This window comes from Nocardia crassostreae, assembly GCF_001613405.1.
Taxonomy (GTDB): domain Bacteria; phylum Actinomycetota; class Actinomycetes; order Mycobacteriales; family Mycobacteriaceae; genus Nocardia; species Nocardia crassostreae.
The window spans coordinates 1-20,428 of sequence record NZ_BDCH01000036.1; the positions used below are offsets into that span (position 1 = coordinate 1).

17 protein-coding genes and 1 pseudogene are annotated in these 20,428 nt (G+C 66.9%); 3 read left to right on the plus strand and 15 right to left on the minus strand.

What is annotated here, in order from left to right; genetic code table 11:
- Nucleotides 1–732: 732 nt before the first annotated feature.
- Together NC4_RS32435 and NC4_RS32440 are read right to left on the minus strand one after the other, a co-directional pair.
- The gene (locus tag NC4_RS32435) at nucleotides 733–1,095 is read right to left on the minus strand and encodes a hypothetical protein (RefSeq protein ID WP_067546210.1); all 363 of its coding nucleotides are present in this window, start codon (nucleotides 1,093–1,095) and stop codon (nucleotides 733–735) included.
- A 62-nt stretch (nucleotides 1,096–1,157) separates the two neighbouring features.
- Nucleotides 1,158–1,871 (minus strand): TetR/AcrR family transcriptional regulator, encoded by a 714-nt coding sequence (locus NC4_RS32440; protein WP_067546213.1) that lies wholly within the window; start codon nucleotides 1,869–1,871, stop codon nucleotides 1,158–1,160.
- A gap of 100 nt (nucleotides 1,872–1,971) precedes the next feature.
- On the opposite strand from NC4_RS32440, the gene NC4_RS32445 reads away from it, so the two are divergent.
- Nucleotides 1,972–2,673, plus strand: a complete 702-nt coding sequence (locus NC4_RS32445; protein WP_067546216.1) for an NAD(P)-dependent oxidoreductase — start codon at nucleotides 1,972–1,974, stop codon at nucleotides 2,671–2,673.
- A gap of 44 nt (nucleotides 2,674–2,717) precedes the next feature.
- On the opposite strand, the gene NC4_RS32450 is transcribed toward NC4_RS32445, so the two are convergent.
- From NC4_RS32450 to NC4_RS32465, 4 genes are all read right to left on the minus strand, one after another.
- Nucleotides 2,718–3,302 (minus strand): hypothetical protein, encoded by a 585-nt coding sequence (locus tag NC4_RS32450; RefSeq protein ID WP_067546218.1) that lies wholly within the window; start codon nucleotides 3,300–3,302, stop codon nucleotides 2,718–2,720.
- Nucleotides 3,303–3,485: 183 nt separating this feature from the next.
- Nucleotides 3,486–5,159, minus strand: a complete 1,674-nt coding sequence (locus NC4_RS32455) for an alpha/beta hydrolase (RefSeq protein ID WP_067546220.1) — start codon at nucleotides 5,157–5,159, stop codon at nucleotides 3,486–3,488.
- Nucleotides 5,160–5,361: 202 nt separating this feature from the next.
- Nucleotides 5,362–5,670, minus strand: coding sequence for a hypothetical protein (locus NC4_RS32460; RefSeq protein ID WP_067546223.1), 309 nt, complete (start codon nucleotides 5,668–5,670; stop codon nucleotides 5,362–5,364).
- 112 nt (nucleotides 5,671–5,782) lie between these two features.
- On the minus strand, nucleotides 5,783–6,742 hold the full coding sequence (locus tag NC4_RS32465) for an acyl-ACP desaturase (RefSeq protein WP_067546226.1): 960 nt from the start codon (nucleotides 6,740–6,742) through the stop codon (nucleotides 5,783–5,785).
- Between the two features lie 237 nt (nucleotides 6,743–6,979).
- Between NC4_RS32465 and NC4_RS32470 the strand changes: the two genes are divergently transcribed.
- Entirely contained in the window at nucleotides 6,980–8,590 is a 1,611-nt protein-coding gene (locus NC4_RS32470; protein WP_067546230.1) for an ABC transporter substrate-binding protein, read from the plus strand.
- A 60-nt stretch (nucleotides 8,591–8,650) separates the two neighbouring features.
- Here the strand turns inward: NC4_RS32470 and NC4_RS32475 are convergent, their stop codons facing one another.
- From NC4_RS32475 to NC4_RS32515, 9 genes and pseudogenes are all read right to left on the minus strand, one after another.
- Complete coding sequence (locus tag NC4_RS32475; RefSeq protein ID WP_067546233.1) at nucleotides 8,651–9,481, minus strand: nitroreductase family protein; 831 nt, start codon at nucleotides 9,479–9,481, stop codon at nucleotides 8,651–8,653.
- 108 nt (nucleotides 9,482–9,589) lie between these two features.
- On the minus strand, nucleotides 9,590–10,678 hold the full coding sequence (locus NC4_RS32480; protein WP_084529984.1) for a questin oxidase family protein: 1,089 nt from the start codon (nucleotides 10,676–10,678) through the stop codon (nucleotides 9,590–9,592).
- 1 nt (nucleotide 10,679) lies between these two features.
- On the minus strand, nucleotides 10,680–12,284 hold the full coding sequence (locus NC4_RS32485; RefSeq protein ID WP_157555362.1) for a hypothetical protein: 1,605 nt from the start codon (nucleotides 12,282–12,284) through the stop codon (nucleotides 10,680–10,682).
- A gap of 278 nt (nucleotides 12,285–12,562) precedes the next feature.
- The gene (locus tag NC4_RS32490; protein WP_067546239.1) at nucleotides 12,563–12,793 is read right to left on the minus strand and encodes a tautomerase family protein; all 231 of its coding nucleotides are present in this window, start codon (nucleotides 12,791–12,793) and stop codon (nucleotides 12,563–12,565) included.
- Nucleotides 12,793–16,353, minus strand: coding sequence for an alpha/beta fold hydrolase (locus tag NC4_RS32495; RefSeq protein WP_245722093.1), 3,561 nt, complete (start codon nucleotides 16,351–16,353; stop codon nucleotides 12,793–12,795). The genes NC4_RS32490 and NC4_RS32495 overlap by 1 nt, the downstream gene beginning before the upstream one ends.
- A gap of 46 nt (nucleotides 16,354–16,399) precedes the next feature.
- Nucleotides 16,400–17,050 (minus strand): annotated as a pseudogene (locus NC4_RS43530) (AMP-binding protein); the annotation flags it as partial.
- 16 nt (nucleotides 17,051–17,066) lie between these two features.
- Nucleotides 17,067–17,774, minus strand: coding sequence for a uracil phosphoribosyltransferase (upp, locus tag NC4_RS32505; protein ID WP_084530009.1), 708 nt, complete (start codon nucleotides 17,772–17,774; stop codon nucleotides 17,067–17,069).
- 5 nt (nucleotides 17,775–17,779) lie between these two features.
- On the minus strand, nucleotides 17,780–18,484 hold the full coding sequence (locus NC4_RS32510; RefSeq protein ID WP_067546248.1) for an HAD family hydrolase: 705 nt from the start codon (nucleotides 18,482–18,484) through the stop codon (nucleotides 17,780–17,782).
- Nucleotides 18,474–19,001, minus strand: a complete 528-nt coding sequence (locus NC4_RS32515) for a pseudouridine-5'-phosphate glycosidase (RefSeq protein ID WP_067546251.1) — start codon at nucleotides 18,999–19,001, stop codon at nucleotides 18,474–18,476. The genes NC4_RS32510 and NC4_RS32515 overlap by 11 nt, the downstream gene beginning before the upstream one ends.
- A 199-nt stretch (nucleotides 19,002–19,200) precedes the next feature.
- Here NC4_RS32515 and NC4_RS32520 point away from each other — a divergent pair, with 199 nt between their 5' ends.
- The gene (locus tag NC4_RS32520; RefSeq protein WP_067546254.1) at nucleotides 19,201–20,391 is read left to right on the plus strand and encodes an acyl-CoA dehydrogenase family protein; all 1,191 of its coding nucleotides are present in this window, start codon (nucleotides 19,201–19,203) and stop codon (nucleotides 20,389–20,391) included.
- The last annotated feature ends 37 nt before the right edge of the window (nucleotides 20,392–20,428 follow it).

Below are 20,428 nucleotides of genomic sequence, written 5' to 3' on the forward strand. Positions count from 1 at the left end.
ACAACCGACGGGCCAGACGATCTCGTGAGGCAGAAGTCCAGCAAACCAGGGCACGCGGGCAACGACGGTTGGTCTCGAACACAGGCGCTTCGCGGATGGCGGTCCACGAACTGTCGCTTGCCGGTTCGCCTGCGGCGGACCACCTCGGACCGATCTCGCCGACCACCAGCGTGTATTGCGACCAGCCTGCCGACACCCCGGCCAGCCGCCACACCACCCCACCGACTACCGGCGACCAGCCAGCCTGACACGTCCGCCGCAGGCGAACCCTCCACCAACAGGCGGCCAACCCAGGCAGCACATCCCAGTCGGTGTCCTTGCCCGTGATCCACAACCGGGCCGGTCAGCCAACGGGTCGGGGTCTTTCCCGCGGTCTCGTCCTGTCCGCCGAAGGCGAACCCCGAACCACAGGTGACGCAAGCCCGTCCGCTGCACACAGCGGTCGACAGCAATCCTGTTGGCAGAGTTCTATCCGCCGCGCACGACAAAGTAGCTGCAGGGAAGAGTATTGATGCATGTCTGTGTGGGTTTGGGCTGTCTCGATTTTGGACTGAGTGGAGCGTGCGTCGGAGCGGGGGAGCGAAGCAGAGGAGCTCCGGCGTGCGCGGAGGGAGGGAAAAATCGAGACTCAGGGGCCCAAACCCCGCCCGGAGCGAAGCGGAGGGCAAATTAAACACAGCACGAGCGATTCTTGGGGGAATTGCCGTCAAAACCGTTCATAGATCCGCGACCTCAGGAACAGCCAGCGTTCCCATAGCTGGCGGCGCCAAGTATCACACCATAGCCAGACATCATGATGAGGATTCCGCCAGAAAGCAGTCCCACTCGCAGCCATCCGACCCGCCGCCGCATGAACCAGAGATACCCAAGCAACAGCACCCCCACCGTCAGCCCCAGACTCGCGCCCACCGCCCAGATGGTGTCGATCAACGCGTAATCCCGATCCCGTTGTTCTCGGCTCCCATGCGCACCCACATCGCAGAAGTCCCCATTCGCCGGAGTGATCACATATCCAGCCAAGGCGATCGCCGGACCAAGGATGATCGAGCCGAAAATGTAGGTCAGAGCCAGCGGTACCGAGCGGTTCATGATCACGCCATCACGGTAGCGATCGGCTATGTCCGTACCATGGCCCCTTTGTGGAGGTTTCGTGCGGTTCAGCCCCGCGGGGCAAGCCCAAGCTCCCGAATCAACCGAGTCATCTCCGCCCGATACAGCTTCCCCGGATCGGTCGTCTGCGTCCGAAGGTGCCCCAGCACCTCGAGCGCCACAAGCCCATGCATCCGCCCCCAAGTGCGCAGCGCCAAGGCAATCGCCCCCGGCGGTAAATCCGGAAGCTCCTGCCGCACCACGGCATTCAATCCCGGATCGAAATCGCCCCACTCGAAGCTCTCGTCGCCATACAGCTCCCCCGCCGCAGGCCACGCGGCAGCGATTAGCCCGACCAGCCCAGTGCAAGCCCGGTGCAGCGCCTCCGGAGCCGCTCCGCCTTCCGGCGCCCGATACCCAGGCACCGGATCGCCGTAGATCAGCAGAAACCCCTCCTTATTAGCGATCACCCATCCCCGAAACGCCATAGCCCAGGCCATGATTCGCTCCGCAGCCGCATCCGGCGGACAAGCATCCCGAGCAGCCTCGACCGCGTCCACCAGCTCCCCGTACACCTCGGCGATCAACGCCGTGACCAGATCGTCCCGCGTGGGGAAGTAACTGTAGACAGCGTTAGCAGTCATCCCCATCTCACGAGCGATCGCCCGCAACGTAATCGCCCCCGGCCCACTCTCGGCCATCAGCCGCAGCGCAACTTCCTTGATCTCCGCGGTCGTCTCAACACGACGGCGTTCACGCCGGGTAGGGGCAGCACTGGTCACCCACCCACCCTACAACACCGTGAGAAAACCGAGCATTGTCAAAATACTTCACACCGTATAGTTTTCTGGCGCACCCCCATCACACACCGCAGGAGCAACCATGTTCATCGGAATCATCGGCGCCACAGGCAATGTCGGCCGCCTGGCACTGACCGAAGCCCTCGACCGCGGTCATCACGTCACCGCGTTCACCCGCGACATCGCACGAGCGAACGTCGAGCACCCTCACCTGACCTGGGCCGCCCTCGACGTATTCGACACCTCCGCCGTCGCAGCACAACTCCCAGGCATGGACGTGCTGCTCAGCTGCTACCAACCCGGCAATGCCGCAAGGGATTTCGACGCGACCGTCTCCGAGTCCATCGCCGATCCGACCGTGTACGCCACCGTGGCGCGCTCACTCCTGAAAGCCCTCGAAACACACCCGCGCACCCGACTGCTGGTCATCGGCGGAGCAGGCAGCCTGGAGTTCGCCCCGGGACGAACCACCGTCGACGATGAACAGCGCCTACTCGCCGTCATGGACGAGATCGGGCTCCCGCGCGGATACGCGGCCGCGGTGCGCGGACATCGCGATGCGCTCGATACCCTCCGCACCTCGAACCGCCTGTGGACCTACCTCAGCCCGGCGGGCGAGATCGGCCCGGGTGAGCGCACCGGTCGCTACCGCGTCGGAACCGATCAGGAACTCGTCGACGCGAACGGCCGCAGCCGGATCTCGTTCGCCGACGCCGCGGTGGCGCTGATCGACGAGGCGGAACTGCCACGATACGTGCAGCGCCGCTTCACGATCGGGTACTGAGACGAGCAGACGCCCGGTGGCGCACCGCCACCGGGCATGTCCGATTACTGAGGCGCGTCACCCACCGGCCGGGTCGGGACTTCCTCGGGGACCTCGACGCGCGACATCAGGACCGTGGTCTCGTTGTCGCCCGGCGGGTTCGAGGTGAGGACCGTGGTTTCGGCGTCGGCCGGGAGCGGCGCGATCTCCGGGTGCACGAAGCCGAACAGCTCGTACTGCGCGCCCACGGTCATGGCGGCCGTGGTCTTGTCCTGCGAAATGAATCCCAGGTTCGGACCGATAACCCGGCGCAGGGACTCCAACCAGCGATGATCCAGAACCCGGCAGTCGGCCCACGGGAAGTACTCGAGGCCGGTGCGCAGATAGAAGCGATCGCCGATACGCGCATGCCGCAGCAGCTCCAGGACCCAGGCGTCGATGCGATTGGGCTGGGCGTTGCGGTAGACCCGGGTGAGGGGTGCGACGGTGGCGTTCGCGGCCGCGTCGAAGGAGTTCAGCAACTCTTCCGAAAACTCGTCGAGCCGGACGAAACCGACGACGTCGAGACCCTGTAGTTGTTCCGGAAGTTGGGCGGCTAACCTGCGCTCGTCATGCAGTTTGAACTTCCTATTGATGTTCTCTGTGCGCATTCGTCTCCGCTTCCAACCTCTGTTCCCCGGAAAATTAACACGGAACCAACCGTTTCAAACCTCACTTGGTCCCATGCCCAGATCAAGATTGGGCAACGTCCGCTATGGGTCCGCTATCGGCGCGTTAATTGACCGCGAGACCAATAAGCGCAGGCAGGCGGCTGCCGCGCAGGTCATCGGCGACTAGCGGCGATAGGTCCCGGTAATGATCTCGGCCTGAGTCTGTAAAGCCGGATTGTCGCGATCCCAATAATTTCCATGCGCGCCCGGATCGATAGGTAAGGCACGTAACAGCGGAACGTCCAGGGTCGCACCGGAGGAAGCGAAAACCGTTGCGCCGAAACCCGGATCGGTGGGTGTCGGACCGTGCGGCAAACGCCCGGCCACCGGTATCGGATCGGCCGGGTCGGCGGTGGCGAAGACATGCGCTCCGGTGTTCCCGGGGGCGATGCCGTCCAGGCGCAAATGCGACACATCGTCGACTTCGACACCCGGGCTGCCCACGAAGATCAACTCGTCGGCCGCGAGCGAGCCGCCACCCGAGGCCGCCACGGCGATCAGGGTGCTGCCGTAGCTGTGCCCGATGAGCGTGTTGTGCGAGGGCAGGCCGTCATGGGTCGCGCGCAATCCATCGGCGGATCGGTCCAGGGCGGGCGCACCGGCATCGGCGTAGTGATCCAGCAGGGCCTCGCCCACACCCGGTGGGGTGTCGTAGCCGTACCAGGCGATGACCGCGGTCCGCGCCGCCGGATCGGCGCGGTGGGCGGCCTCCCGCAGGGACTCGGCGCGAGTCAGACCGAGTCCGATACCGGTCAGGGGTGCGCCGGTGCCCGGCACGAAGACCGCGACATTGCGCGCGGAGTCGGGATTGCCCGATGCGATGATGCCGTGCCCGCGATTGTCGACGGCGAGCAGATACCGATCGCGATGACCCGATCCGATCTCGGCGGCGACGGCCTCGTACCCGGCGATCCGGGTGCGCAGCTCGGCCCGGTCGGCATCCCACTCCCGCAACCGAACCCAGTCGTGCGCAATGGTCGGCAGGTTCTGTGCTCGCGCCCAGTCCGGGTGCCGCGCCTCGAGCCGCATCAGCTGAGACTGCGCGTCGGTGCGCAGCCGTTCCAGGTCGAGCCGGTTGTAGAAGTCCCTGGCGACCGCCGGGATCCCGTCCCGATTACCGATCATCGGATCGAAGGCGTACAGCGCATCTCGGTCCGCCGGACTCAGTGATTCCCACAGCGCGCCCATGGCTTCCGGCTCGTCGGGCAGCACCGCCCGTCCATCGATGATGTCGACCACCCGGGAACTCATCGGCCCGCCCTGCGGTCCGGTGCACAGTGCCGCCATCGCCACGACCGCCGCGCTCAGCCGCGCACCGATCTCCCGATCGGCCTGCCCCGCCGACTCCAGCAGTGGAACGAGCCGGGCCTGCACTTCCAGCGCCTTGGCGTCGAAGCAGGCTTGCAGCACCAAATCCATTGCTGGATTACCGGTGTCGGCCCGCGGCGCGGCCACCGTGCCGTCCTCCGCCACCACACACCCGTTCGCGACGGACTCGTCCTCGAGCGCGAGCACACCGGCGCGCAACCCGGCCAGACCTCCGGCGTCGGCCAGCGCATCGGCGACATCGAGAGCGGCAGCGGCGATATGGTTGGCCGTCAGCTGCGCGCCGATCGCCCGCAACGAGCCCGCCGCCGCGGCATCCCCCTCCCAGCCGGACACCGCGATATCCACATACCGCCCAACCCGCCCCATCGCCGCGCCGAATCGCAGATTCGCCCCGGCCACGCTCACCCCGGCGACGGCCGCAATCTCCGGCCGCCAACCGCGCACCTGCGACATCATCGCGCGAACCATTCCCCTCCCCGTGCCATCCCGTCGGTCCAATCTGCACCGACCGACCGGTCACCGCCGCGCCGCACCACGACACCGTGCGCCGGATACCCCACGCCACGGTCACACGACCAGCGTTCACAGCTCTTCGCCAGGCGCCGATCATCAGACCACCGCATGGCGACCATGGGGTGGTGGCCTGGTCAGGAAGCGGCGGCTCGGGTGTTCATGGTGTGCCGGTCAGGTATTCGTCCAGCCGGGTCTCCAGCTCTGCGGCCACCGCCTCGTAGGTGGTTGCGCCGTGATCGGTTACCTCGGATAGGTCGGTCAGCTCGCCCGCCATCTGCCGCAGGACCGCCAGTAGTGGCGCGCCCACTCCGGCCGCTGCGGACCCGATGGCCGAATTCGGCATGGCCAAGGCTACTTTCGCTACTTGGTCCACCGGGTCGATGGCCGCGATGGCCGCTGCCTCACCGCGAAGACCGGCCGCCATTACCCGTAGCGCCTCCACATCGGCGCGCAACATGTCCCCCATGTCCCCTCCTTCGAGCCGAACCTAGCAGCTCGAGAACCTCGGCGCGCGGCGCAGCGCGAGCCTGTGGACAACCCATCGGCTATCCACAACCGATCTGTCCTGATTCGCCTGATCAGACCGATTCGCGCTCGCGTCTGGCCGCTTCCCGCGCCAGCATCCGGTCCCGCTGCTCCTCGAAGCGGAGCACATCCTTGCCCATCTTCTCCAACTGCGCCCCGAGTTCCTCGCGAATATGCTCACCGCGGGGCGTGAAATCGCTGCGCTCGAAAATGTTCCACTTGCGCAGCACCGGCTGCACGACCTCCTCCAGATGCTGGCGCAGATCGTAGATTCCGTGCTTGGCGATGAGCACGCTGTTGCGGCGGAAGTTCGGCATCTCCGCACCGGGCATCCGGAAGTTCTTGATGATCTCGTGGATGGCCTCGAGCGCGTCGTCGGGCGCCAGCTCCAGCGCCGCCCCGCAGATATTGCGGTAGAAGACCATGTGCAGATTCTCGTCGGCGGCTACCCGCTGCAGGATGCGATCGGCAATGGGGTCCTCGCACACCCGCCCGGTATTGCGATGGCTGACGCGGGTCGCGAGCTCCTGGAAGGTCACGTACGCCACCCCGTGCAGGAAGCTGTTGTCACCGGTGCCGGTCGGATTGTCGACCCCGTGCGACATGCAGATCATGCGCGCCTGCTCCAGCGCCACCGGATCGACACCGCGGGTGACCACCAGATAGTCCCGCAGCACGATGCCGTGCCGGTTCTCCTCGGCGGTCCAGCGATCCACCCAGCTCCCCCACGCGCCGTCGCGGCTGAACGAGTCGGAGATCAGCCGGTGGTAGGACGGCAGGTTGTCCTCGGTGAGCAGATTGGTGACCATGGCGGCCTTGGCGACCTCGCTGAGCCCGGATTGTTCCGGCTCCCAATCGATTCCGCCCATGGCGGCGAAATTACGCCCTTGCTCCCACGGCACATAGTCGTGTGGATGCCACTCTTTGGCCATCGATAGGTGCCGGTTGAGATTCTGTTCCGCAACCGGCTCGAGCTCTTTCAGCAATACCCAGGGCGTCAAGGTTTTCGCCACAGCCGTAAGTCCTGTCCTTCGACGTTCGCCGCCCGACCGCTTCGTCGCCCGCGAGCCTACTCGTTCGAGATGTCGATGTCGGGAGTATCGATAGCGGTCGGTCCGGTGTTATTCGCTGTCAAGGCCGGTGGCGGATGTTCGGCAAGCATTGGATTCAAGGCGCGCCAGACCGGCGACACGGCGATGTGCGCGACATAGCGTCACGCGCACCGTTACTCGTGAATCCGGAGAATTCGAATGAAACGACCCGTGGCCCTGCTCGGTGTGCTCGCCGCGACGGCGACGCTGGCCGCTTGTGGCGGCTCCGATACCAGTCCGGGAGAACCGGCGGGACCGCCGCAGCCGGGCGGGACCTTGCACTACGGGCTCTCGCTCGCGCCGACGTGCTCGGATCCGGCGCAGTCGGGCACCAACCAAACCCTGTATGTCACACGGCAGATCGTGGATTCGCTGACCGATCAGGATCCGGCGACCGGCGAGATCAAGCCGTGGCTGGCGCAGAGCTGGCAGCTGAGCCCGGACGCCAAGACGTTCACCTTCACACTGAAGCCGGGGGTGACCTTCAGTGACGGTACGCCGTTGACGGCGGAGTCGGTGCGGGCGAACTTCGATGCCATCGTGAAAACGCTGACCCCGGCCAAGGCGCCGCTGGCGGCCACCTATCTGGTGGGTTACACCGGGACGACCGTGGTGGATCCGCTGACCGCGCGGGTGGAGTTCGATCGGCCCAATGCGCAGTTCCTGCAGGCGACCTCGACACCGCAGCTCGGCATCCAGGGTGCGGCGACCACGGTGAAGCCCGCCGATCAGCGGTGCCTGGGCGACAATATCGGGACCGGGCCGTTCACCTATGCCGAGTACAAGCAGGGACAGTCGGCCGTGCTGGCCAAGCGGGCCGGATACTCCTGGGGGTCGGCTGTTTTCGGGCACCAGGGCGAGGCGTATCTGGATCGGATCGAGTTCCGGGTAGTGCCGGAATCAGGGGTCCGGACCGGCAGTCTGACCTCGGGACAGCTCGATGTCGTCAGTGGCGCGCTGCCGCAGGACGCACCGCAGATCGAGGCCGCGGGTGGGCGAGTGCAGGTGACCTCGAATCCCGGTGTGCCGTTCGGTATTCAGCCGAATGTGACGCGGGGAGTGCTGACCGATCCGGCGGTGCGGACGGCGCTGCTGACCGCCATCGATCGGCAGGAGATCGTGGATACCGTGCTGGGGCCGCAGTACAAGAAGGCCAGCAGCTCGCTGGCATCGAAAACCCCTGCCTATACCGATCTTTCAGGCAAGATCGGCTACGACGTCGCGGCGGCCGGGCGCACGCTGGATCAGGCCGGGTGGGCGACCGGGGGTGACGGCATTCAGGTGAAGGACGGGGTGCGGCTCTCCTTCGCGATCTCGTTCACCAGCGCCTTCGCCGGGAATCAGGCCATTCTCGAGCTGGTCCAGCAGCAGGTGCGCAAGGCCGGAATCGAATTGCGGCTGGAGCCGATCGCCGATGCGGAGTACACGGTGCGGCAGAACAGCAAGAATTTCGATGCGCTGTACTACAACACGACGCGGGCCGACGGCGATATCCTGCGCACCACCTTCGGGTTGGACGGGCGGAATCTGGACGGGCGCGGGCCGATTCCGGCGCTGGACGAGGCGCTGTCGAGCGAGTTGCAGACGGTGGACGCCGCGGCGCGGGCGCAGCAGATCGGCAAGGCGCAGCAGCTGGTGCTGGAGAACGGGTTGTGGATTCCCACCATCGAGCTGTCGCAGGCGGTCGGGGTGTCGAGCTCGGTCGCCGATCTGAAGTTCGAGGCGTCGGCGCGGTTGCAGTTCTTCGACGCCTGGATGCAGCGCAACTGATCAACGGAATACCAACGGCCCGGCTACCTTTCACTGGTGGCCGGGCCGTTGTCGCTGTCGCTACTTCAACGGGAAACCCTGGCTGTTGAAGGCGTTCCGGATGCCTTGGCGGCCGTGCAGGCTCTCCTTGGTCGAGATGCGCCCGGCCAGACGGTTCTTCACCCAGTCCTCGGGGAGTTCCTGTTCGCGGTAGTAGGTATTGATGCGATTCAGGTAGTCGGTGACGTCCTCGGCGGCGGGCGAGGAGTAGGTATTGCGGTGCACCACCACCTTCTGGCCGTAGCGGGGCTTGATATCGGCCGGATCGGCGGGGTCCGGCAGGCCGATGGCCAGCCCGTACACCGGGAAGGTGTGCTCCGGCAGCCGCAGCGCCTCGATCACCGCGTCGATATTGTTGCGCAGCGCGCCGACGAAAGTGATTCCGTAACCGAGTGATTCGGCCGCGGTGGCGGCATTCTGCGCCGACAGGGTCACGTCGATAACGCTGGACAGGGCGCTGTCGAGGTATTCGGTCGCCTCGATGGTGTGGCCGTTGGTGCGGGCCAGGTGGATATTGCGGGACCAGTCGGCCAGCCAGACCAGGAAGACAGCGGCGTCCTTGATCAACTGCTGGCCACCGGCGAGCTCCGAGAGTCGTGCGCGCAATGCCGGATCGTCGACCACGACCACGCTGGTGAAATGGAAATTGGCCGAGGTGGAGGCGGATTGCGCGGCGGCGATGATCACGGCCAGTTCGGCCTCGCTGATATCGCCGGGCACGAAGTGGCGGACGGTGCAGTGGCGCAGCAGCAGTTCCAGGGTCTGATTGCCGATTCCGGCGGCCGCCGGGGCCGCCGCGCCGTAGCGCTTGTGCAGTTGCTCCTGCAGGACGGTCGAAATCACTTCTGTCATGGGCGAGTCCTATTCGTTCGGGGGTTCTTCGAAGCTGGCGGGCAGGTCGGGAGTGCGGGTGAATTGACCGGCGGCGTGCCGGTGCGCGCTCCAGGGGTCGGCGTCCCACTAGGAGCGCAGCACGAAGACGAGCTTGGGGTTGTGCTCCTCGTCCTCCAGCCAGGCGCGGCGGGCGCTGAACTCGAATTCGGCTGCGCCGGTGAGCGAGTCGGTGCTGGTGTCAGTGGAGTACAGGCGGGCCAGTTCGCGGAGTTTGTGCGCGGTCGGGATCTTGCGCTCGGCCGCGGTGATGATGCCCAGTCCGGCCCAGAACAGTTCGTACACGGTGTCTTCGGCCGTCGGCGAATCCAAGGTGTCGGCAATGGTTTCGAGCGCGAACAGGGAGGTGATGAGGTGCAGCACCACGAAGTCTCCGGGCTGGGCCAGGTACAGCAGCGTGACCGCGCGCCGTACCCGGGCGCGACGCTCCGGGCCGGACAGCTGGTAGATCCACGCCGGTGCGGCGATCAGCTCGGGAATCCCGGTGATGGCGACTCCGGCGACGCGCGCTTGCAGGCCGGAGCGATTCAGTTCGGGATGCAGTTCGGTGAAGCTGTTCGTATCCGCGATCACCGATTCGACCGTGCTGCGGAATATTTCGTCCTGTGTCCAGTTCTCGCTCAGTTGCACAAGGGATTCCACGGGATCGTACGCGGCCGATATCGGTGGCGTGCGCTCGTCATCGGTGACCCGGACGAAGGAAAATGCCAGGTAGGCAAGTGCTTCGGCGGTCATACCCGCATGCTCGGCCCAGACCGCCCAGCCCAGATGAATGGCGGCGTGGGTGAAGGCGCCGATCCAGCCGCGCAGAAGTTCCGGTGCGTACTCGGCGACCACGCCGCCGATGCCCTTGGCGGCGACCTCACGATCGAAGAAGGCGACGTACGCGCTGAAATATGCCCGCTGACCGATGAATTCGCACCAGTTGCCCGCATCGATCACCACGGTCGAAGCACGCTGCGGCTCGAGCGGAAACCCGTACGGAGTCAGCTCGGCATAGCCCTTGTAATAATCCCGGATCACATGCTCGGGCGCCCCGATCGCCGCCAACGCCACCACCGCATGTTTGACGTGATTGGTCAGATGCCCATTGAATTCGATATGATGGCTGCGATCGTCGAGCAGATCGGCGACCTTCGCCACGGCTTCAGCCGTCATATCACTGCCTTTCCTTGATAGATGCGTTTCCCGGATCCGCCGTCTTCCCGCCACCGACGCGGTATCCCACGATCGTCTGCACCACGGCCGCGGCCAGCAGCGCACCGAGCGGAATCCCCCAGCCGGAGTCGAACTGCCGGAACACCCCGATGGCGTACGGCCCGACGGCCGCGATCACATAGCCGACACCCTGAACGGCACTGGACAATCCGATCGCCTGCTCCGGGGTAGGCGCACGCACGGTGATAACCGTGAGCGCCAACGAGAACACCGACAACCCGACCCCGAGCACCAGCGACCACACCAGCGGCGCCGCCCCCGGAGCGACCAGAAACCCGAGAATCCCCAACACGCTGCACACACTGAACCCGGCCAGCCACCGCTCAGGATGGCGCGACCCCGCCACAATCGGCGGCACAACCAGACTGATCGGCACCGCCAGGCAAGTGAGCAACCCGAGATACCCACCCGCGGCCCCCTCACTCACCCCCGCATCGGTGAGCACCGACGGCAGCCACCCGATCACCACGAACGCCACCATGGCCTGCAACCCGAAGAACACCGCAAGCCCAACCGTCCCGGTCCGCCGCAGCACGCCAATCGGATTCTCGACCGCGCCCACCCCGCCAGCCAAGACTCGACCGCCCAATTTCGGATGCACCGAGGTCCCACCGCCCGACCGCACCGGAGCCCCGCCTGCCGGGCCGACCTCCTCCTCCGAGGCCGTGCGCGCCGGGACCACGCGAGTGTGGCCGACGCCGTCCAGGGCTCCGCTGTCTGAGGCTGCACGCTCTGAAGCCTTAACCGGCGAGGCCGTGCGGTCGGGGGCAGCGCCAACTGAGCCGAAGCCCGCCGAGGCCAAGTCATCCCGGACTGCGCTGTCGGCGGCCGCAACCGGCGCGACAGCTCCGGTGGGAGCCCGACCAGCCGGAGTCGGACCCGCCCGGACAGTACGCTCTGAGACCGCACGCTCCGACGCATCACTCGCTGTGGCCGTACGCCGAGAGGACACACCCAGCGGAGGTGTGCGCCGCGACGCCGCGCCCGGTATGGACGCAACCATCGGGGCCACACCAACCGAGGCAGCGGTCGACATCGGTGGAATCGCTTCGGCGGCAGTGGAACTCGTGGCTGTAGGGGCCACAGCAGTCGTGGTAGAGCCGAGAGTGGAGCGCCAGAGGGCGAGGGCGCCGATCGGGGCGAGGGCGGCCCACACCGCGAGCGCCCGCTGCCAGCCACCGACAGCGTGCGACACGGGCACGATGGCGGCGAATCCGAGTGCGGCCCCGACTTGTAGGGCAGTGGTGAAGGTGGTGACCAGCGTTCGTGTACTAGTCGTGGTGCGGATGACGGCGGGGAGCAGGACCGAGAGCAGGCCAACTCCGAGGGCCAAGGTGAACGTCGTGGCGATGAACACCGCGAGATCGCCCCACGGGCGGACCGCCAGACTCACCGCGATCAGCGACAGCGCCACGAACAAACCGGCGCGCAGCGAAATCCGGGCCAACGCAAGCGGTGTCGCCAGGCTGATCAGGGCGAAAGCGACCACCGGCGCGGCTGTGATGATGCCAGCGGCGGCCGATCCCGCACCGTAGTGCGCGGTCACCGACTCGAGGAAAGGGCCGACCGTAGTGATACCCGGTCGCAGGTTCAACGCGACAAGAGCGACGACGGCCACAGGCGCGGCCACCCTGACCACCGCCGAGAGTTCGGATTCCGCGGCCTGGTGCGCCGAGCCAACGCGCCCGGACTTCGAACTGACCGGCGCGGACTTCGAACCCTCTACCACCACACCAGCCGATCCGGACTTCGGCACTGCTGGTATGGGCATCGGGGTTTCGTGCGCCGTGAAAACGGGATCCGGCTGCGCGCCCTGGATGCCCATCAGTAGTTCGGGGCGCGTAGGAGTGCGGCGCCGTCGGCGCGGCCGGTGATCAGGGGGCGGTATACGCGTTCCTGCCAGTCGTCTCGGGCGATGCCTTCGAGTCCGATGGATACCGCGCCCTCGGCGACGCCGAAGGCTCTGGTCACGGCGGCGGTGATGGCGACTTCGAGCAGCTGTTTGGCGTCGGCCGAGAGGTCGGCGGGGAAGTGCGAGATCTCTACGTGCGGCATCAGACCAGCTCCCTGTTCATGGTTTGTTCCAGCACCGCCGCCGCGATATCGAGGGCACCGGCGGTGACGATGTCGTAGTGGTGGTAGGGCAGATTGCTCACCGGGCGGGCGCGCAATCGCACTGCGGCGACCGGGATGTCGGCGAAGGACGGGCCGTCGCCGCGGGCGCGCAGGTACAGGCTGCGGTCTAGGAGGGGTTGATCGACGGTCGCCGGGCGGGATCGGAAGCGGTAGGTGTGCTCGACCACCGCGACGATGCGCTCGACCGTGGCCCGGTCGAAACCGGGTTCGCTCGCCACGATCAGGTCGATGAACTCGGTCCGGCTGGTGACCAGCTTGTCGAGTTCCGCCGCGTATGGTGGATCGATTCGGGCGCTGAACACCGATGCCAGCACTCGCTTGAAATAGGCGCTTTCGTAACGCACTTCGTCGTCGTCCGGTATTCCGGCGATGACGGGTGAGCCCAAAGCGATCAGCACCAGTTCCTCGACCTCGTGCCCGGCGGCGAGAAGCCGCTGCGCCACCTCGGCCGCCACCCGTGCGCCGAAGGAATACCCGACGATCCGGAATGGCTGCGGCAGCTCGAGATTCAGCAGCTCGTCGAGATCGTCGGCGATCAGCGCGTCGAGATTGTTCTGCGGCGTCTCCCTTGGGTTGAGCCCGCGCGCCTGCACCCCGTACACGGCGTGCCCGCGCTGTGCGAGCTCTCCGGCCAGAGTGCGCAGACTCATGGGGTAGCCGCCCAGCCCTGGCCACAACACGGTGGTCGCGGTCGGCTCGGCCGCCCCGGTCAATCGCAGGAATCGCGATATGGGTTCGGAATCGCCTGTGGCGGCGGCCAGTTCGGCCACGGTAGGCGCGCGGAAAATGGTCTGCACCGGCAAGGACGTCCCGAGTTCCTCATCCAGCGCGCGAATCAAGCGCAGCGCCGATATGGAATTGCCGCCCTGCGCGAAGAAGTCGTCACCCCGATACACCGGTTCATAACCCAGCACCCGGGACCAGATCCGCGCCACCTCGACCTCCCGGCACGTAACCGGCGGATCACTGGGCCGAGCCCGCCGCGATCCGAGCTCCGAAGCCAGCACCGTGAGCGCGGTCCGATCTTGCTTCCCGTTCTGCGACAGCGGAATCCGGTCCAGCACATGAATCGTCGGCGGCACCATGTACGGCGGCAGCACGGCCCGGAGATCGTCCTTGAGCAGTTCCTCCGGCCCCTTCATATGAACAGCGTCCTCGGCCATATCGGTCGCAGCCACCTGTTCCGCCGAAACCCGTCCCGCCAATGCGAAATAGCTCAGCGTCCGCCGCCCCAGAATCTCGTCGAACCGGCGGGCCGAAGGCAGATACCGCCCGGTCAGCGAGGCATACCCCGCCGACATGAACCCGATCCCATGCCTGCTGCCGATCTGCTGCAGATGCGCCAATGTCCGTCCCAGCTCGGTGAACCCATCCCACCCGGCGCCCGGATCGACCGACAGCACCACCCCGAACAGCGCCTGATCGTAGGACCGCTGATTGATGGCGATCACATGCCGCCGCTCCACTTTTCCGTCGGCAATGTATTCCAGCCCCGCCCTGCCGAATTCATAAAGCCCGTGCCGCGCTCCCCCGACCTCGCCGTGCACCTGAACATGAATCCCGACCCGCGGCGCAGCCGCCGCCCGGACGATCCGAACCGGTCCCGTCACGGCCACCGGAAGAGTCCCCGCCGACAGATCCGCTGTCGTCATCGAAAGTGGCTGTATCGGAACCGCCCGGCTGGGCGCCCTCGACACCACAGGCCAAAAGGACTGCGGCGGCCCGATTTCGACACTGGCCGTCGCCACTCCATCGGTAAGGCCATGGACGACAGCGACAGTGCGCACCTCCCAGCCGAATTCCGCGCTCACCTCATCGAGCACGCCGAGAATATGCCCCGCCTCGAACTGCAGCACCTCCCGCACATTGGTGGAGTACACCGACTCGATCACCTCGGGCAGCCCGATCAGATGCAGCCGCACACCGGCGCGGCCCGCCGACCCGACGCGATACAGCGCGTGGTGCAGCGGATGAAAGTAGTACATGCCTGCCGCCAACCCAGGCATACCACCGGTTTCGAGATAGATCCGAGTCGCATTGAGCGCGCCCGGAGAGGCATAGAAGTACTTGGGCAGCAACCGATCCGAGCTGTTGAACGGCCCGAGCCACCGCAGCACCACGCCGAGCCGCTGCGCCGTCAGCCGCGCAGGTCGACCTGTCTCCTCGCCAGCCGTCACGGCCGATTCACGGGCTACGACGCTGGAATCCCCGGCGGGCGTATGCAGCTCGCGGGCAATCTCGTCCCGCGTTCCGGCGAACGCGATCCGGTCGCGAGCGGGATTCGTCGGGTTCTTCGAGGACACGTTCTGGTCGCGAACGGGTTCGGTTGGCTCGGCGTCGAATTCTGAGGGGGCGGGGACGGTTTCGCGCGGGTCCTGGGCGTGTGGGGGCAGTTGCCACAGGAGCGCTTCGATGGCGGGCAGGTCTATGGGGGTGTCAGTGAAGGTGCGGTAGGTCTTGCGGGCGAAGACGCGGCGGAGTTGGGCTTCGGTGGGGTCGGGGGCGAAGAGGGGGACTTCGGGTTCGGTGGTCGGCTGGCGGATGGCCAGGTCGGATAGTTGGGCGGTTACCTGGGTGCGGGTGGATTTGGAGCGGTGGTGGCGGCCTGCTCGGTCCTGGTCCATGAGAGGGGCTTGGTCAGGGTCCAATTCGATGAAACCGGCCAGTTGGGTGGTACCGCGGTCATTCACCCAGGGGACGACGGCGGCGGTGCGGACCCAGTCGTGTTTTTCGATCCAGACGCGCACTTCATTGGTTTCGACGCGGTGGCCGTTGACCTTGACCTGTTCGTCATTGCGGCCGATAAACGCGAGTTGGCCGTCGGAGCGGAGGCGGACCAGGTCGCCGGTGCGGTACCAGCGTTGGGGCGCACCCGGGGCGAAGGACAGGTGCGGGAAGCGTCCGGCGGGGATTTCGGGGCGATTGCGGTAGCCGTCGGCGAGTTGGATTCCAGCGATAAGCAATTCGCCGGTCTCGCCATCCGGCACCGGGCGATCCTCCTCATCGACGATCACGACCTCGCACCCGTCGACCGGGACGCCGATCGGCACGATCGCGGAGCCGGTCAGGTCCGCGGTGGTGAAGTCGAACCAGGTCGCGTTGATGGCGGCTTCCGTCAGTCCGTACAGGTTGATCGCGCGGGTGTGCGGGAGCGCCGTGCGCAGCCGCTCGGCCAATGCGCTGGGCAGGGCTTCACCGCCGCTGGCTACCGTCCGCAGCGTGGTGGCAGCGCTGATACCGGGGAGGGCAACGAGTTCGGCCCAGATGGTCGGCACGCATTGCAGCACCGTGATCGAGTCGCGGACCACCCTGGCGAGGATGTCATCGGGACTGGTGTGGGTGCCCGCGGGCGCGACCACCACGGTGGCGCCGACGGCATTGGCCAGCAGCTCCCAGTGCGCGGCATCGAAGCTGACGGGCGTCTTCAACAGGATGCGCGCACCCGGACCGATCCCGAGTTCGGCTGCCATCCAACGCATCTGGTTGGCGATAGCCCGCTGCGGGATCACCCCCCCCCTTGGGCGCACCGGTCGTCCCCGAGGTGTAGATCGTGTACACGGCGCTCGCCTCGGTCCACCGAGCCGCCTTCGCCCCGTCCGGCAATTCCGCCTTGGTCCCCAACCGCTCCGCGTCCCGGTTCGGCAGCGCCGCGCGCCCGTCCGCCAGCACCGCGCCCCCGTCCGGCAATGCCACGTCCCCGTCCGGCAACGCCGTGTTCCAGCTTGGCAGCGCCGGATCCCCGCTCGGCAGCGCCGGGGCCCCATCGCGCAGATCCGTGTCCGCGGCCCGGGTCGATTCTGTCGCGCGCAGGGTTCGCACGCCTGCGGGCAGGATCCGGCGGGCGAGGTCGTCGCTGCCCGCATCGGTGACGGCCACGCGGATCTCGCTGTCGGCGACCATGTAGCCGATGTGTTCCGCCGGATAGTCCACGGCGAGAGGCAGATACGCCGCACCCGCGCGGAGACTCCCCCACACCGCGACGACCAGATCCACCGACGGGGCGAGGAAGATGCCGACGGTATCGCCCGGGCGGACGCCGATCGCTCGCAGCGCGCGGGCTGCGGCATCGGCCGCACGATCGAGCTCGGCGAAGGTCAGCGTGCGCGACTCATCTTCGCAGGCAATCGCATTCGGGATCGCGCGCAGCCGATCGTCGAGCAGGTCGAGGAGGTTCACACTGTGCTCCGTTTCCTCACGCCCGGACGGTGGTGCCGTGGAAACGATCGCCGAAATCGCCTATGCCGGGGCGCATGAAGGCCTGGTCGGTGAGGGTCTGGTCGATGTGGGAGGTGACGATCCGCAGGTCGGGCCGCCGGGACAGCACGGTGGCGAGCGCCTCGGGGCAGGTGAGGACATTGACGACCACGATGCGATGTTCTTCGACACCGGCGGCGACGAGTTCGTTGACCGCGGTGAGCAGGGTGCCGCCGGTGGCGATGGTCGGGTCCAGCAGCAGCACCTCGTTGCCCGCGATACCGGCGGGCAGTTTGCGGTAGTGCAGGGTCGGTTGTTTGGTCACCGTGTCGCGCTGGATGAGGATCTTGCCGAAGCGGGTGTCGGGGCGGATCTCGCGCAGCCCGCCTTCCAGCGCGTCCCCGGCGCGCGGGATGGATACCGCGTACAGCTCGGGCGAGGCCGGTTCGACGCCGTCGAAGACGAACCCGGTGGGTGTGGTGACCGGTCGCGGCCGGTGTTCCAGATGGGAGAGCGCGGTTTCCAGCAGCAGCCGGATGATGCGCTGGGTGGCGCGCACGAAACGCGCCTGATCCGCGCCCGCGTCGCGGGCCTCGGTGTGCAGGGCTATGAGGCCCGGCTGCGCGGGCAGCACGAAAACATTGACGCCGAGGTACTTCTCGATATCGACGGGTTCGGTGGTCGGTCGGGTCCAGGTGGTGGTCATGATGCTCACTCTCCGATCCGGGCCAGCACGGCGCGGGCGACGTCGGCAAAGCTGTGTGCGATGAAATCCGGTGTGGTCGTGGTGATCTGCTCGACCGAGTAGACGCCGTAGGTGACGCCGACGGTGAATGCGCCGATGGCCGTTCCCAATCCGATATCGGCGGCGGTATCGCCCACCACCGCACCGGCCGCGCCCACCTCGGATCGGCCCAGCGCGGCCAGGGCCACATCGGCGCTTTCACGATGCGGTTTGGGATGCGAGACGTCATCGGCCCCGACGACGGCCGCGAACAGCTCGCGGATACCGGCCGCCTTCAGGATCAGCTCAGCGCTGTGATGACGCTTGCTGGTGACGACGGCGAGCTCGAAACCATTGCACGCGAGCCGTTCCAGCCCTTCCCGCACGCCGTCGAAGACCAGGTCCGCCGCCTTCGGCACGATCAGCTCCCGATAGCGGGTCAAATACTCCTCCGAAATCGATTGCGCCGTAGCGGATTCCGGATCGGTATTGGACAACGAGCCCGCCATCTTCTCGAGTGGCGCGCCGATCAACCGCCGGGCCGCCTCCTCCCCCGGATGCACCCCGGTGACGCGCTCGACCGCAATGGCGAACTGTTCGGCAATGGCGCGCGGCGTATCGAGCAGGGTGCCGTCCAGGTCGAACAGCACCGCCGCGTGCGCGGTCTCGGATGGCGCGGTCTCAGATGGCATGGAAGACCTCCTGGTCGTGGGTGATTCGGTCTACGGCCGCGCGTTCGGCGGCACTGCGCGCCACTTCGATCTCGGTGGCGGCGCGGGTGGTGCTGAGCAGGACGGCCCGATTGGCGGCCGCGGCATCGCCACCGGTGGCCTCGTTCACGGCCCGCAGGACGAAGGTGGTGATGGCGGGCCCGGCAATGCCTTCCGCGGCCGCATGCGCCAGCGCCTGCTGGATGGCGGTCTCGATGCGATCGCCGTCCAGGGCGTCCGCGACCGGGATCGGGTGGGTGACCAGCACCGATCCGCGATCGTTGAGCTGCCGGTGCAGGCGCGCGAGCTCGGCGATCTCGGCGGGATCGTCGATCCGCACCACCGCCTCGACCTCCCGCGCGACCGCCACATTCTCCGGCCTGCGAAAGCCGTGCGCCACCACATTCGATTCCAGCGCGACGATCGGCGCCCTCCGGGCGAGCGCCTCGCGCACCTCGTCGGAGTACCGGATCAGCGGCTCGCTGACGACATCAGACATCTGGGCGTCCGTTCGTAGAAGTGAGCTGGAACCCCCCTGGTCCGCTGGCCATCGTGCGGCACCCCGGGCGGGTTGGAAACAGTTGCGACCACCGTGATCCAATGTCTTCCGGCAAACCCGTTGGAGCGATGTAGTTTTCGCGAGCGATCTGTCACGACGCGGCGTCACCGCGCGGTGCCCGCACGACGAACTGGGTGTAATGGCGAAGGACGATCTGGAGCTGCGGCTGGCGGCGATTGCCGAGTTCGCGAGCGGGTTGAGCGAGGACGCGATCGCCCGCGAAGCCGAGCACAAACTGCCGACCGATCAGCTCGCGGCGCTGCTGGCCGCGGGTGCGGGCGCACTGCGCGTTCCGGTCGAATTCGGCGGTTCCGGCGCCTCGGTCACCGAGCTGGCGGAGGTTCTGATCGCCATTGCCGCGGGCGATTCCAATGTCGCCCAGATCTTCCGCGGTCATCTCGGCCTCACCGAGATCCTGCGCCTGGCCCCGCCCGGTCCGGCCCGCGAAACCTTGCTGCGCGCCGCCTCGAGCGGGCAGTTCTTCGGCCCGGCGGGCGCGGAACTGGCCACCCCCGATCTCACCGCCCTCGCCACCCAACTCCACCGCGACGGCGCGGAGTACCGGCTGTCCGGCCGCAAGTTCTACACCACGGGCAGTCTCTACGCCGATTGGCTCAATGTCCTCGTCGTCGAGAATGGCGAATTCGTTTCCGCCATCGTCCCCCGCCGCAGCACCGGCGTGACCATCCTGGACGACTGGGACGGCTTCGGCCAGCGCCTCACCGCGAGCGGGACCGCGGTCTTCGAGAATGTGCTCGTGGATCCGGATTACCTACTGCGCCAACGCAATCCCCTGGACAACGACTATATGGAGGCGTTCTACCAGTTCGTCCTGTCCGCCACCCAGGCCGGAATCACCCGTGCCATCGCCACCGATCTCGCCGCCCTGGTCAAATCTCGCACCCGCTCCTACCCGCTCGCCTCCACCCCCGACCCTGCCGCCGACCCGCAGATCACCCAGATAGTCGGCGAAGTCTGGACCAAGGCGTACAGCGCCCGCGCCAATGTCCTTCAGTTGGCCCGCACCTTGGACGCCTTCCACGCCAACCCCTCCCCCGCGACAGCCCAGCAGTCCCTCCTCGAATCCGCCGCGACCCAGGTGGCCAATACCGAGCTGGCGGGCGCCGCCTCCTGGCAGCTCTTCAATGCGGGCAGCGCCACCGCCGTCCGCTCCCCGCTCGGCCTGGATCGCCACTGGCGCAATGCCCGCACCATTTCCTCCCACAATCCCGCCGTCTACAAAGCCACCCTCATCGGTGATCACACCGTCAACGGCACCGCTCCTCGCGCGTACCTGAATTCCTTCGCTCTCCGCGAGGATCCGCGCTAGGACCGCGCGCGGCGGCGAGTCGTCCTCGCCTCGCACG

What these genes read in the sequence shown, in the direction of transcription:
- NC4_RS32445 (WP_067546216.1), top strand. Translation starts at nt 1,972, where the DNA reads ATGTTCATCGGAATCATCGGCGCCACAGGCAATGTCGGCCGCCTGGCA.
- NC4_RS32450 (WP_067546218.1), bottom strand. Translation starts at nt 3,302, where the DNA reads ATGCGCACAGAGAACATCAATAGGAAGTTCAAACTGCATGACGAGCGC.
- NC4_RS32455 (WP_067546220.1), bottom strand. Translation starts at nt 5,159, where the DNA reads ATGGTTCGCGCGATGATGTCGCAGGTGCGCGGTTGGCGGCCGGAGATT.
- NC4_RS32460 (WP_067546223.1), bottom strand. Translation starts at nt 5,670, where the DNA reads ATGGGGGACATGTTGCGCGCCGATGTGGAGGCGCTACGGGTAATGGCG.
- NC4_RS32470 (WP_067546230.1), top strand. Translation starts at nt 6,980, where the DNA reads ATGAAACGACCCGTGGCCCTGCTCGGTGTGCTCGCCGCGACGGCGACG.
- NC4_RS32475 (WP_067546233.1), bottom strand. Translation starts at nt 9,481, where the DNA reads ATGACAGAAGTGATTTCGACCGTCCTGCAGGAGCAACTGCACAAGCGC.
- NC4_RS32480 (WP_084529984.1), bottom strand. Translation starts at nt 10,678, where the DNA reads ATGACGGCTGAAGCCGTGGCGAAGGTCGCCGATCTGCTCGACGATCGC.
- NC4_RS32490 (WP_067546239.1), bottom strand. Translation starts at nt 12,793, where the DNA reads ATGCCGCACGTAGAGATCTCGCACTTCCCCGCCGACCTCTCGGCCGAC.
- NC4_RS32495 (WP_245722093.1), bottom strand. Translation starts at nt 16,353, where the DNA reads ATGCGTTGGATGGCAGCCGAACTCGGGATCGGTCCGGGTGCGCGCATC.
- upp (WP_084530009.1), bottom strand. Translation starts at nt 17,774, where the DNA reads ATGACCACCACCTGGACCCGACCGACCACCGAACCCGTCGATATCGAG.
- NC4_RS32510 (WP_067546248.1), bottom strand. Translation starts at nt 18,484, where the DNA reads ATGCCATCTGAGACCGCGCCATCCGAGACCGCGCACGCGGCGGTGCTG.
- NC4_RS32515 (WP_067546251.1), bottom strand. Translation starts at nt 19,001, where the DNA reads ATGTCTGATGTCGTCAGCGAGCCGCTGATCCGGTACTCCGACGAGGTG.
- NC4_RS32520 (WP_067546254.1), top strand. Translation starts at nt 19,201, where the DNA reads ATGGCGAAGGACGATCTGGAGCTGCGGCTGGCGGCGATTGCCGAGTTC.